At 73.2% G+C, this 12,785-nt stretch carries 12 protein-coding genes and 2 riboswitches; of the genes, 10 read left to right on the forward strand and 2 right to left on the reverse strand.

Annotation, left to right across the window (positions count from 1 at the left end):
• Positions 1-6: 6 nt before the first annotated feature.
• The 5 genes from ACIP82_RS20720 to ACIP82_RS20740 all read left to right on the forward strand — a co-directional run bounded on the left by ACIP82_RS20720 (position 7) and on the right by ACIP82_RS20740 (position 5,060).
• On the forward strand, positions 7-1,149 hold the full coding sequence (locus tag ACIP82_RS20720; protein ID WP_400655011.1) for an acyl-CoA dehydrogenase family protein: 1,143 nt from the start codon (positions 7-9) through the stop codon (positions 1,147-1,149).
• Positions 1,149-2,225: an enoyl-CoA hydratase/isomerase family protein gene (locus ACIP82_RS20725; RefSeq protein WP_400655013.1), complete on the forward strand. Its 1,077-nt coding sequence runs from the start codon at positions 1,149-1,151 to the stop codon at positions 2,223-2,225. Before ACIP82_RS20720 ends, ACIP82_RS20725 begins: the two co-directional genes overlap by 1 nt.
• A 2-nt stretch (positions 2,226-2,227) precedes the next feature.
• On the forward strand, positions 2,228-3,118 hold the full coding sequence (gene mmsB, locus ACIP82_RS20730; protein ID WP_400655060.1) for a 3-hydroxyisobutyrate dehydrogenase: 891 nt from the start codon (positions 2,228-2,230) through the stop codon (positions 3,116-3,118).
• 107 nt (positions 3,119-3,225) lie between these two features.
• Positions 3,226-3,355, forward strand: a riboswitch (cobalamin riboswitch).
• Between the two features lie 102 nt (positions 3,356-3,457).
• On the forward strand, positions 3,458-4,537 hold the full coding sequence (locus ACIP82_RS20735) for a peptidase (RefSeq protein ID WP_400655015.1): 1,080 nt from the start codon (positions 3,458-3,460) through the stop codon (positions 4,535-4,537).
• Between the two features lie 37 nt (positions 4,538-4,574).
• Positions 4,575-5,060, forward strand: a complete 486-nt coding sequence (locus ACIP82_RS20740; RefSeq protein WP_400655017.1) for a flagellar hook-length control protein FliK — start codon at positions 4,575-4,577, stop codon at positions 5,058-5,060.
• A 72-nt stretch (positions 5,061-5,132) separates the two neighbouring features.
• Here ACIP82_RS20740 and ACIP82_RS20745 read toward each other — a convergent pair whose 3' ends face one another.
• The gene (locus ACIP82_RS20745; protein ID WP_363607672.1) at positions 5,133-5,645 is read right to left on the reverse strand and encodes a nuclear transport factor 2 family protein; all 513 of its coding nucleotides are present in this window, start codon (positions 5,643-5,645) and stop codon (positions 5,133-5,135) included.
• Positions 5,646-5,674: 29 nt separating this feature from the next.
• On the opposite strand from ACIP82_RS20745, the gene ACIP82_RS20750 reads away from it, so the two are divergent.
• The 4 genes from ACIP82_RS20750 to ACIP82_RS20765 all read left to right on the forward strand — a co-directional run bounded on the left by ACIP82_RS20750 (position 5,675) and on the right by ACIP82_RS20765 (position 10,510).
• A complete protein-coding gene (locus ACIP82_RS20750) occupies positions 5,675-6,433 on the forward strand; it encodes an SDR family NAD(P)-dependent oxidoreductase (RefSeq protein ID WP_400655020.1) in 759 nt (252 codons plus the stop codon).
• 51 nt (positions 6,434-6,484) lie between these two features.
• The gene (locus ACIP82_RS20755) at positions 6,485-7,369 is read left to right on the forward strand and encodes an ABC transporter substrate-binding protein (protein WP_400655022.1); all 885 of its coding nucleotides are present in this window, start codon (positions 6,485-6,487) and stop codon (positions 7,367-7,369) included.
• A gap of 91 nt (positions 7,370-7,460) precedes the next feature.
• Positions 7,461-7,686, forward strand: a riboswitch (cobalamin riboswitch).
• A 136-nt stretch (positions 7,687-7,822) separates the two neighbouring features.
• Entirely contained in the window at positions 7,823-10,132 is a 2,310-nt protein-coding gene (gene metE, locus ACIP82_RS20760) for a 5-methyltetrahydropteroyltriglutamate--homocysteine S-methyltransferase (protein WP_400655024.1), read from the forward strand.
• A 108-nt stretch (positions 10,133-10,240) separates the two neighbouring features.
• Positions 10,241-10,510, forward strand: a complete 270-nt coding sequence (locus ACIP82_RS20765; protein ID WP_400655026.1) for a hypothetical protein — start codon at positions 10,241-10,243, stop codon at positions 10,508-10,510.
• Positions 10,511-10,620: 110 nt separating this feature from the next.
• Here ACIP82_RS20765 and metF read toward each other — a convergent pair whose 3' ends face one another.
• Positions 10,621-11,538: a methylenetetrahydrofolate reductase [NAD(P)H] gene (metF, locus tag ACIP82_RS20770; RefSeq protein WP_400655028.1), complete on the reverse strand. Its 918-nt coding sequence runs from the start codon at positions 11,536-11,538 to the stop codon at positions 10,621-10,623.
• Positions 11,539-11,722: 184 nt separating this feature from the next.
• Here metF and folP point away from each other — a divergent pair, with 184 nt between their 5' ends.
• Entirely contained in the window at positions 11,723-12,616 is an 894-nt protein-coding gene (gene folP, locus ACIP82_RS20775) for a dihydropteroate synthase (RefSeq protein ID WP_400655030.1), read from the forward strand.
• Positions 12,617-12,785: the final 169 nt, after the last annotated feature.

The following is a 12,785-nucleotide window of genomic DNA, read 5'->3' on the forward strand; positions in this document are numbered from 1 at the left end:
GCCGCTGTGCACAGGGAACTGACCGAGGATCAGCTCGCCATCGTCTCGACCACCAGGGACTTCGCGCAGGAGTGCCTTGCCCCGTACGCGGTGGAGTGGGACCAGAACAAGCACTTTCCCGTGGACGTCCTCGCCAGGGCGGCCGCTCTCGGGCTCGGCGGCGTCCACGTCCGCGAGGAGTGCGGCGGCTCCGGCCTGACCCGGCTGGACGCCGTCCTGGCCTTCGAAGCCCTCGCCACCGGCTGCCCCTCCATCGCCGGCTACACCTCCATCCACAACATGGTCGCCGGGATGATCGACCGCCACGGCACACCCGGGCAGCGGGCCCGCTGGCTGCCGGGCCTCTGCTCGATGCGCGACCTGGCGAGCTACTGCCTCACCGAGCCGGGCGCCGGCTCGGACGCCGCCGCACTCACCACCCGCGCCCGCCGCGACGGCGACCACTACGTCCTGGACGGCGTCAAGCAGTTCATCTCCGGCGCCGGGTCCTCGCAGGTGTACGTGGTGATGGCCCGCACCGGTGGCGAGGGGCCGCACGGCATCTCCGCGTTCGTCGTCGAACGCGGGGATCCGGGACTCTCGTTCGGGCCCAACGAGCGCAAGATGGGCTGGAACGCCCAGCCCACCCGCCAGGTGGTCCTGGACGGCGTCCGGCTGCCCGCGGACCGCCTGCTCGGGGTGGAGGGCGGAGGTTTCCGGATCGCCATGAACGGCCTCGACGGCGGCCGGCTCGGCATCGCCGCCTGCTCCCTCGGCGGGGCCCAGGACGCACTGGAACGGGCCACCAAGTACCTCGCCGAACGGGAGGCGTTTGGCGCCAGGCTCCTGCACGCCCAGGCCCTGCAGTTCCAGCTCGCCGACATGGCGACCGAGCTGGAGGCCGCCAGGTCGCTGCTCTGGCGCGCCGCCACCGCGCTGGACGACGGCGACCCGCAGGCCCCCCACCTGTGCGCGATGGCCAAGCGCTTCGCCACCGACACCGGTTACGAGGTCGCCAACCGCGCCCTCCAACTGCACGGCGGCTACGGCTACCTCGCCGAGTACGGCGTCGAGAAGATCGTCCGCGACCTGCGGGTGCACCAGATCCTCGAAGGGACCAACGAGATCATGCGCGTCATCGTCGCCCGCGGCCTGACCGGGGCCGCCTGATGAACACCGGGACGGAACAGGAGGACGTCCTCCTCGAACGCGAGGGCCGGATCGGCCGGATCGTCCTCAACCGGCCGAAGGCCCTCAACGCGCTGACCCACCCGATGGTCCGCCGGATCGACGAGGCCCTCGCCCGCTGGGAGCAGGACGAGACCGTGGCGGCCGTGGTCATCACCGGCGCGGGGGAGCGCGGCCTCTGCGCGGGCGGGGACATCCGCGCCATCTACGAGGACGCCCGGGCCGGCGGCACCGCCTCCCTCGGCTTCTGGCGCGACGAGTACCGCCTCAACGCCAGGATCGCCCGCTACCCCAAGCCGTACATCGCCGTGATGGACGGCATCGTGATGGGCGGCGGAGTCGGAATCTCCGCCCACGGCCGTGTCCGCGTCGTCACCGAACGCACCAGGATCGCCATGCCCGAGACCGGCATCGGCTTCGTCCCCGACGTCGGCGGCACCTACCTGCTCGCCCTCGCCCCGGGCGAACTCGGCACCCACCTCGCACTCACCGCCGCGACCGCCGGACCGGGCGACGCGCTGCTGTGCGGACTGGCCGACCTCCTCGTCCCCGCCGCGAAGCTGCCGTCGTTCCTCGCCGCGCTCACCGAGGAGGAGGTCACCGCCGCGGTGCACCGCCACGCCGCTCCCGTCCCCGCCGGCCCGCTCGCCGCACAGCTCGACTGGATCGACCACTGCTACGCCGCCGACACGGTCGAGGAGATCCTCGACCGCCTGCGCGCCAGCGGGGAGGGCGCGGCGAAGGAGGCCGCCGAGCAGATCGCCGCCAAGTCGCCCACCGCCCTCAAGGTGACCCTGCGCTCGCTGCGCCGGGCCCGCCGGCTCGGCCCGCTGGAGCAGGTCCTGGACCAGGAGTACCGGGTCTCCAGCGCGGCCCTGCGCTCGCCCGACCTGGTCGAGGGCGTCCGGGCCCAGGTGATCGACAAGGACCGCTCCCCACGCTGGTCGCCACCGGCCCTGGAGGCCGTGACCGAGGACGACGTGGACCGCTTCTTCACCCCGCTGGGCCCGCAGGAGCTGGGCCTCGGCACCACCACCGCATGGGAGGAACGCTGGTGACCATCCGCACGATCGCCTTCGTGGGACTGGGCAACATGGGCGGCCCGATGGCCGCGAACCTCGTCAGGGCCGGCCACCGGGTGACCGGCTTCGACCTCGACCCCGACGCCCTGCGCCGCGCCGAGGCGGCCGGCGTGCCGGCCGCCGCCTCCGCGCCGGCCGCCGTGGCCGACGCGCAGCTGGTGATCACCATGCTGCCCGCGGGCCGCCAGGTCCTCGACCTCTACCGGGACGGCGGACTGCTGGCCGCGGCCGAGCCCGGAACCCTGTTCGTCGACTGCTCGACCATCGACGTGGCCGACGCCCGCGAAGCGCACGCGGCGGCCCTCGCGGCGGGCCACCGGGCGCTGGACGCGCCGGTCTCCGGCGGTGTGACCGGTGCGAGCGCCGCGAGCCTCACCTTCATGGTCGGCGCGGCGGAGGCGGACTTCGCCGCCGCCCTGCCGGTCCTGGAGGCGATGGGCCGCAAGGTCGTGCACTGCGGCCCGTCCGGCGCCGGGCAGGCCGCGAAGATCTGCAACAACATGATCCTCGGGATCTCGATGATCGCCGTCAGCGAGGCCTTCGTCCTCGGCGAGCACCTCGGCCTGAGCCACCAGGCGCTGTTCGACGTGGTCTCGACCGCCTCCGGCCAGTGCTGGGCGCTCACCAGCAACTGTCCAGTGCCCGGTCCGGTGCCCGCCAGCCCCGCCAACCGGGACTACCGGCCTGGCTTCGCCGCCGCGCTGATGGCCAAGGACCTCGGCCTGGCCGCCGACGCCGCGAAGGCCGCCGGTGTTCCGGTGGAACTGGGCTCCCACGCGGCCGAGCTGTACGCCGGGTTCGCCGCGGACCAGGGTGCCGGGCTGGACTTCTCGGCGGTCATCAACACCATCAGGGAGAGCGCGAAGTGACGGGCCACGAGCCGGTCCTGGCGGAGGTGTTCTGACCCGTGAGGCCGGGGTCGGGGTCGGGGCCGGCGAGTGGCCGGCCCTTGACCCCTTCTCCGCACGACCGACATGATGAGCCGTCATGTACTGACTCCGCCGCTGGGGGAAGTCCGGTCCGAGTCCGGCGCTGACCCGCAACGGTAGGCCGCCGACGGCTGTCGGCGGCGAGCCCGAGGACCCGTCGGCGGAGGCGTGTGTTCCCTCCTCCCGTCGTGGTCTGCGGGCCGGAGTTCCCAGGGCTGCCCGGTTCCGCACCGGCGGCCGGGCGGGGACCCCGTGCGCCCGGGCCCGGAAAGGCGTCCCATGCCCACGCTCCGCCGCTCCCTCGGTCTGCTCGCGATACCCGCGCTCGTCCTGACCGCCGTGCTTCCGGCGTCCGCCGCCCAGGCGGCCCCGGCCCCGGCTCCGGCTCCGGTCTCGGCGACCGTCCGTCCCGACGCCGCCGCGGCCGGCTGGCTCGCCCGCCAACTCGTCGACGGAGACCACTTCGAGACCGTCTTCGACGGCACCGCCTACCCCGACCAGGGGCTGACCATCGACGCCGTGCTGGCCTTCGCCGCCTCCCACAGCTCCGACCAGGCCGCCGCGAAGGCCACCGCCTGGCTCGCGCAGCCCGGGATCATCAGCGGCTACCTCGGCGACGGCACCACCGAGGCGTACGCCGGGGCCACCGCCAAGCTGCTGCTCGCCGCCGAGGTCCGCGGCGAGGACGTCCACGGCTTCGGCGGTGTCGACCTCCCGGCCCGGCTCCGCTCGCTCCAGAGCCCGAGCGGCCGCTTCTCCGACCGCTCCCAGTGGGGCGACTACAGCAACGCCTTCGGCCAGTCCCTGGCGGTGATCGCCCTCCAGCGCACCCCGGACGGCGCCCCGGCCGCCGCCGTCGACTTCCTCGCCGGCAGCCAGTGCCCGGACGGCGGCTTCCCCGTCGCCTTCGGCCAGACCACCTGCGCGGGCGACCCGGACGCCACCGCGCTCGCCGTCCAGGCCCTTGCCGCCACCGGCCGCACCGCCAAGGCGAACGCCGGACTCGGCCGGCTGACCGCCCACCAGAACACCGACGGGGGGTTCGCCGCAGCCGGCGCGACCACCTCCAACGCCAACACCACCGGACTAGCCACCCAGGCCCTGCTGTCCACCGGACGGCTCGGCGCGGGTCTCAAGGGCTGGAGCAGCCTGGTCAAGCTCCAGCAGGACTGCGCCGCCGACGCCGCCGTCCGCGGCGCGGTCGCGTACGACGCGTCCGGGTTCAGCCAGGCCAACGGAGCCCGGGCCACCGCGCAGGCCGTCCTGGGTCTGTCCGGCACCCCGCTGGCCGCCCTCTCCGCCCACGGCGCGCGCCCGGCAGCCCCGGTCCTGGCCTGCCCGGCACCGGCCGGCCGCTGAAACCGCCGAAACCGCCGATCCCGTGAGGAGCCTTTCGATGACCCGCACCCCTGCCCCGGCCCCGGCCCGCCGGATCCGCCGCACCGTCGGTTCGGTCGCCGCCGTCGCGGCCCTGACCGCCGGCCTGCTCGGCGTCTCCGCCGCCCAGGCGCCGCGGGCGAGTGCCACCGCCTGCACCGGTACGACCGGCGTGACCGTCGTCGTCGACTTCACCGCGCTCGGCGGCGGAATCGAGACCGGCTGCGCCCCCGGCGACCCGGCCAGCGGCCTGGCCGCACTGACCGGCGCCGGCTTCCCGTACGCCTTCCACCCGCGCTACCCGGGCTTCGTCTGCAAGATCAACGCTCTCCCCGCCACCTGCACCAACCCCACCGGCACCGCCTACTGGTCGTACTGGCACGCCCAGCACGGCGGCCCGTGGTCGTACAGCTCGCTGGGCGCCGGAAGCTACGACCCGGCCCCCGGGGACGTCGAGGGCTGGTCCTTCGGTGCCGGTGCCCAGCCGGGTATCACCGCGCCCTGATCCCCACCGGGCCGATCCGCCTCGGTGCTCCGGCTGGAACGGAGAAATCCGGCTGGAGCACCAGGAGGCCCGTCATGGTGCCGGCTCCACCCATTGGGCACGCCAGGCGGGCGGAGCGAACGGATCCGCGAAATACTGGGTCTCGCGGGCGACCTTTCCATCGCGGAATTCCATCACGCTGACGGTGGGTACCGGTTTTCCGTCGTAGTCGAGCACGTATTCGGTGATCCAGAGGTCCCCGCTGCCGAGAATCCGGCGGATGGTGAAGCCGAGCCTGGCCGGGTGGTGTGAGCGCAGCGCCTGCAGGTTGTGGCGGCCGTGGATGCGCTCACCCGACTGGGGATAATCAACGATGACGTCGTCGTGGTAGATCTCGTGCTCGGTGTCCTGGTCCCCCGCGGCGGACGCTGCCCAGTGCCGATCCAGCGCCGCTCGGGTCTCCTGGTGCCCCATCGTGTTCCCTCCGATCACAGCGGTGTCGGACGAGGCGCACATCCGGTGTGCCGGCCTCCTGCCGACCACCGTAACCCCGGCGGCGGTCCCGCCGCCGAGCATGGTTTCCGGACGGTCATCCCGGCGGCCCACGATGACAATGACAGACAGGGAGTGGTCCCATGACCGGGGCGACCGGCAGGGTGGCATTGGTGACAGGGGCCGGCAGCGGAATCGGTGCGGCCACCGCGCGCCTTCTGGCCGCACGAGGGATGCGCGTGGTGGTCAACTACCTGCACAGCGGCACGGCAGCCGGGAAGGTCGTGGCCGGCATCGAGGCCGCGGGCGGCCAGGCCATGGCCGTGCAGGCCGACGTGCGCGAGGCAGCGGCGGTCGAGAGCATGATCGAGCAGGTCCGGGCGGCATGGGGCGGCACCGACGTGCTCGTGCACAACGCGCTCACCCCGTATGTGGTCAAGCCGTTCCAGGACATGACGTGGGAAGAGCTGGGCGGCAAGCTCGACGACGAGCTGCGTGCGGCGTTCGCGGTCACCAAGGCCGTCCTGCCCGCCATGACCGAACAGGGCTGGGGACGCATCGTCTATCTCGGCACCGTCCTCAGCCGCCAGCCCCGGGAGGGCATGATCGCACTGGGCACGGCCAAGGCCGCACTGGCGCAGTTCGCCCGGTACCTCGCCCAGGAGCTGGGCCCGCTGGGCATCACGGTCAACGTCGTCGAGCCCGGCCCGGTGGACGACACCCGCATGGCGGCGGATGTGCTCGACGAGGAGCACAGGCGTCGGCAGGTGGCCGCCACCCCCCTGGGCCGCCTGGCACACCCGGACGACGTCGCCCGGGCGGTCGCCTTCTACGCCGGCGAGGACAGCGCCGTCATGACCGGCACCACGGCCGCGGTCAACGGCGGGATGTCCATGTACTGACGCCCCGCCGTCCTGTGCGTACGGCGGCGGCACGATCAAGGAAAAACGTTCATGTACACGATCGATCTCGCCTACGTCGGGCGGGGCCTGCACGAGGAACTGGCCGCCTACATCGCCGACCAGCAGGGCTACTACGCCGACGAAGGCGTCCACGTCGCGCTGCACGACGGCTGCTCGTGGGACGAGGAGCGGCTGCGCCACGGCGCCACCATCGGGCTCGGCCGGGCACTGCTGTCCCGACTGGCCGACGGCACCCCCTGGGTCGCCCTCAGCGTCAACACCCACCGCCCGCTGTTCTGGTTCCTCGCCCGCCCCGGCCTGACCTCCCTGGCCGACCTGGCCGGCCGACGGCTGGCGGTGCACGCCCCCCACACCGCACCCGGGTGCTTCACCCGGATCGTGCTGCGCCGGGCCGGCCTCGACCCGGACCGCGACATCCACACCGTCGTCCGCCCGCCCGGCGACTACGGCATGGACCTGCGCCGGCTGCACGAGGGCGGGATCGACGCCGCCCTGGTCGGCAGCACCATGGCACCGGAAGCGGTAGCCGCCGAGTACGGCTGGCAGGTGCTGGCCTGGGTCGGCGACCACTTCAGGATCCCCACCGTAGGCGTGGCCGTCGACCCCACCCACCTCCACCCGGACGACCCCGCGGTCCAGGCCGTCGTACGAGCCCACCGGCGTGCCCTGCAGGTGATCCACAACGAACCCGACACCACGGTGCGCCACATCCGGACGTTCCTCGGCCGGCACACCGCGGACGAAGCCCGAGCCCACTACGAGACGTTCATCGCACCGCATTTCACCACCGACGGCCAAGCCGACCTCGCCGTCGGCGCCACCGCGATCACCGCGGTCGCCGCCGAACTCGGCGTCCCCGCCACCGTCACCGCAGCCGATTTCTACCGCACCGCGACCGCCGACGGGGCCGGGTGACAGCGTGGCTGAGGCGGTTACCTGCCCGGAATCGGTCTCATCCGACCATCCGGTATCCGGACGGACGGTGACGGCGGGCCCCGCGGGCCCTAGTCTGTGCGGTGCAGTTGGTTCGTCATGTCCTCCAGGCATGGCGTCGTAAGAGGGAACCCGGTGTGAATCCGGGACTGCCCCGCAGCGGTGAGTGGGAACGACCGCCGTCACATGCACTGGGCCCCGTCGGGGTCCGGGAAGCGACGGCCAGTAGGTGCCGGAGAAGGCCGACAGGCCCGGCGTGCCCGCGAGTCCGAAGACCTGCCACTGCCCGCGTGCACCCCGCATGCGGTGATCTCGGTGACCTCGAGGGCGGGTCGGCGGAGCGGGCGGGCACATCCTGGTGTCGCGCACCCCTGTCGTACCTTCGCCTCCTCGTGCTCTCCCGGGATCGCAGCGCGACTCGCGAAGGAGAGTTCCGTGTCAACGAGTTCCACCACCCCGCAGGCCACCGTGTATGGCTACCCGAGGCAGGGGCCGAACCGGGAGCTGAAGAAGGCGGTCGAGGGCTACTGGGCCGGCCGCGTCACCGCCGCCGACCTGCACGCCACCGCCGCGGACCTGCGGCGCGACACCTGGCGACGGCTCGCCGAGGCCGGTGTCACCGAAGTCCCCACCGGGGACTTCTCGCTCTACGACCAGGTGCTGGACACCACGGTGGCGGTCGGCGCGATCCCCGCCCGGCACCGCGCCGCCGTCGACGCCGACCCGCTGGACGGCTACTTCGCCATGGCCCGCGGCACCCAGCAGGTGGCGCCGCTGGAGATGACCAAGTGGTTCGACACCAACTACCACTACCTCGTACCCGAGTTGGGACCGGACACGGTCTTCGCCGCCAACCCGGCCAAGCCGGTCGGCGAGCTGCGCGAGGCGATCGCCCTCGGCCACACCGCCCGCCCGGTCCTGGTCGGCCCGCTCACCTACCTGCTGCTCGCCAAGCCCGCCCCCGGGGTCGCCGCCGACTTCCGGCCCATCACCCTGCTGGACCGGCTGCTGCCCGTCTACGCCGAACTCCTCGCCGACCTGCGCGCCGCCGGAGCCGAGTGGGTCCAGCTCGACGAGCCCGCCCTCGTCCAGGACCGCACACCCGCCGAACTCTCCGCCGCCGCCCGCGTCTACCGGGAGCTCGGCGGGCTCACCGACCGGCCCAGGCTGCTGGTCGCGACCTACTTCGACCGGGCCGGCGAGGCCCTGCCCGTCCTGGCCAGGGCCCCGATCGAGGGCGTCGGGCTCGACTTCACCGGCCCCGGCGCGGCCAACCTCGACGACCTCGCCGCCGTCGGCGGCCTGCCCGGCAAGCGCCTGGTCGCCGGCGTCGTCGACGGCCGCAACATCTGGCTCAACGACCTGGAGAAGTCGCTCTCCACCCTCGGCACGCTCCTCGGCCTCGCCGACCGGGTGGACGTCGCCGCGTCCTGCTCGCTGCTGCACGTCCCGCTGGACGCCGCCGCCGAGCGTGACCTCGACCCGCAGGTCGCCCGCTGGCTCTCCTTCGCCCGCCAGAAGACCGACGAGATCACCACCCTCGCCCGGGGCCTGCGCGAGGGCACCGACACCGTGGCGGCCCAACTCGCCGCCAACCGGGCCGACCTGGCCTCCCGCGCCGCCTCCGCGCTCACCCACGACCCCGCCGTCCGCGCCCGGGTCGCCGCCACCACCGCCGAGGACGCCCGCCGCGCCCAGGCCTACCCCGAGCGCGCCGGGGCCCAGCGCGCCCGCCTCGGCCTGCCGCTGCTGCCGACCACCACCATCGGCTCCTTCCCGCAGACCACCGAGCTGCGCACCGCCCGCGCCGACCTGCGCGCCGGACGCATCGACACCGGCACCTACCAGGACCGGATGCGCGCCGAGGTCCGCGAGGTGATCGCCTACCAGGAGAAGGCCGGGATCGATGTCCTGGTCCACGGCGAGCCCGAACGCAACGACATGGTCCAGTACTTCGCCGAGCAGCTGAGCGGCTACCTGGCCACCCAGCACGGCTGGGTGCAGTCCTACGGCACCCGCTACGTCCGCCCGCCGGTGCTGGCCGGCGACGTCTCCCGGCCCCACCCGATGACCGTCGAGTGGTTCCGCTACGCCCAGGACCTGACGGACCGTCCGGTCAAGGGCATGCTCACCGGCCCGGTCACCATGCTCGCCTGGTCCTTCGTCCGCGACGACCAGCCGCTCGCCGACACCGCCCGCCAGGTCGCCCTCGCCCTGCGCGACGAGGTCACCGACCTGGAGGCGGCCGGCGCCGCCGTCGTCCAGGTCGACGAACCCGCCCTGCGCGAGACGCTGCCGCTGCGCGCGGCGGGCCGCCCCGGCTACCTGGCGTGGGCCACCGAGTCCTTCCGGCTCTCCACCTCCGGGGTGCGCGCGGACACCCAGATCCACACCCACATGTGCTACGCGGAGTTCGGCGCGATCATGACCGCGATCGACGACCTCGACGCCGACGTGATCTCCCTGGAGGCGGCCCGTTCGCACATGCAGGTCGCGCACGAGCTGGCCGAGGCCGGCTACCCGCGTGAGGTCGGCCCGGGCGTCTACGACATCCACTCGCCCCGGGTGCCGAGCACCGAGGAGGCCGCGGCCCTGCTCAGGGCCGGACTGGCGGCCATCCCCGCCGAGCGGCTCTGGGTCAACCCCGACTGCGGCCTGAAGACCCGTGGCTGGCCCGAGACCCGCGCCTCGCTCGACCACCTCGTCGAGGCCGCACGCCTGGTCCGTGCCGAGCTGAAGGGCTGACCCGAGCCGAAGCCGACCCCGGTGCCGGGGTGGGGCGGGGGCGACCGTCCCCGCACCCACCCCGTACCGGCTGTCGGCCGGTTCCCCGGATGCGACAGGAGGGGAGCGGTGGGAAGGAAGTTCGAGGCTCGTCGCATCCGTGTTGACGGGCAGGTGATGATCGCCATTCCCGAGAAGGAGTACGCGATCCTGCTGGCCGGCCGTCGGCAGGTCGGAGCACAGGGAGCCCGGATCCGGGTGCTGCAGCACGCCCTCGGCCATGCCCTGGCCAGGCTGGCGGCGGCCCAGCCCCACACCTCGCCTGTTGCGGGACCGCCGCTTCCGGGCGGGTCGTCGGCGTCGGACGGCGCGAGCCCTCCGGCGACAGGGGAGACGTGATCGCCTCGCCGCCCGGACCGGTGACGTGGTGGCCGGTGACGTGGTGGCTGGTGACGTGGCGGCCGGTGGCCCTCCGCCGGGGCTCGGGCGGGGGCCACCGGCCACCGGTGTCAGTTCCGGTTGTGCAGGCCGAGATTCTGGTAGATCTCCGTCGTGACCGTGGAGAAGTTCATCGTCATGAAATGGAGCCCGGGAGTGCCCTCGGAAATCAGCCGGCGGCACATCTCGGTGGCGAAGTCGATACCGATGGAGCGGACCTGCTCGGCGTCGTCCTGCGCGTTGGTCATTCTTTCGACGAATGACGGAGGAATGATCGCGGTGCTGAGCTCGGGAATGCGCCGGAGTGACCGGATCGTGGTAATCGGCATGATTTCCGGGATGATCGGGACGGTGCACCCGGCCTTCTCCGCCCGGTCGCGGAACCGGAGATGGCCGTCCACGTCGAAGAACATCTGGGTGATCGCGTAGTCGGCCCCGGCCCGGCACTTCTCCACGAAATGCCGGATATCGCTGTCGCGGTCGTGCGAGCGGGGGTGCGTCTCGGGGAACGCCGCGACGCCGACACAGAACTCGCCGGACTCCTTGATCAGCTCGACCAGCTCCGTCGCGTACGTCACGCCCTCGGGGTGGCGCACCCAGTCGCCCAGCGGGTCGCCGGGCGGATCGCCCCGGAGGGCGAGGATGTTGCGAACGCCCTGGTCAGCGTAGTGGCCGAGGATGTTGCGCAGCTCGGCGACGCTGTGGTTCACCGCGGTCAAATGGGCGACCGGGGTCAGCGTGGTCTCCTGGGCGATCCGCCCGGTGATGCCGACGGTGCGTCCGCGCGTCGATCCACCCGCGCCGTAGGTCACGGAGACGAAGGTGGGTGACAGTGCCTCCAGCCTGCGGATCGCATTCCACAGACCGGCCTCCGCCCGCGCACTGCGGGGAGGCATGAACTCGAACGAGTAGGAGCATTCCCCGGCCGCCAGGAGCTCGCGGATCGGGACTGCCCGGTCGGTCCTCGTACTGGGGGTTCCGAGAGTCATGCGGGATATTGTCGACCGGTGCCGGGAATTCCCATGCGGGTGTCCACCTAGTGATACGCGGGCCCGCCGGGACGCCCGTTCCGGAGGGAGCTCCCGGGCTTCGGACCGGCTGTTCGGGAGTGCGGTGCGGAATTTGTGCGAGGGTGCTGCGGACAGTGGGTTCCGGGCACGGCACAATGACCTCATGGACGCGTACGAGTACTCGCTCACCGGTGTGGAGAACTGGGGTCGCTGCGGGGTGATGGGCATCGTCAATGTCACCCCGGATTCCTTTTCCGACGGTGGTCTGTGGCTGGATCCCGGCAAGGCGGTCGCCCACGGCCTGGAACTGGCCGCCGGGGGAGCCGACGTGGTGGACGTCGGTGGTGAGTCGACCCGTCCCGGGGCGGCCAGGGTGCCCCTGGAGGAGGAACTGCGCCGCGTGCTGCCCGTCGTCCGGGAGCTGGCGGCGCGGGGAGTGACCGTCAGCGTGGACACGATGCGGGCCGCTGTGGCCGAGGCGGCGGTGGAGGCCGGCGCGCGGATCATCAACGATGTCAGCGGGGGTCGCGCGGACGCCCTGATGGTGTCCGTCGCGGCGAGGACGGGGGTTCCCTTCGTGGTGATGCACTGGCGCGGGCACTCCGCCGCGATGGACGGCCTGGCCGATTACGAGGACGTGGTCGACGAGGTGGTCGGTGAGGTGGCGCGGCAGCTGGACGCCATGGTGTCGGCCGGAGCGGACCCCGCCCAGCTGATCGTCGATCCCGGGCTCGGCTTTGCGAAGGGACGGGAGGACGACTGGGCGCTGCTCGCCCGCCTGGACGCCTGGGCCCGGCTCGGCCGTCCCGTCCTGGTGGCGGCCTCGCGCAAGCGCTTCCTCGGGACGCTGCTCGCCGACCCGTCGACCGGCGAGCCCCGGCCCGCCCGGGAGCGCGACGCCGCTACGGCAGCCGTCTCGGCCCTCGCCGCCGCGAAGGGTGCCTGGGCGGTTCGGGTCCATGACGTGTCGGCGAGTGCGGACGCGGTCCGCGTCGAGGCGGCGTTGCGCCGGGCGCTCGCCGGCATGCCCGTCCGGGCCGGTGCGCCGACCCGGTGACGAGCCGCCCGGGCCCGGTGCACGCGGGCCCGGCGCCGCCGCGCACCCGGGCGGTCGGTACTCTTGTCGCCCGGTTTCCGGTCGGCCGGACGGCTCGCGCTGCCCGCCCGCGTGACGCCGCCGGCGGCTCCGGCCCAGCCAGGCCCGGCTCACTCTCACCCGAACTCAC

The organism is Kitasatospora sp. NPDC088548, assembly GCF_044753005.1.
Lineage (GTDB): Bacteria > Actinomycetota > Actinomycetes > Streptomycetales > Streptomycetaceae > Kitasatospora.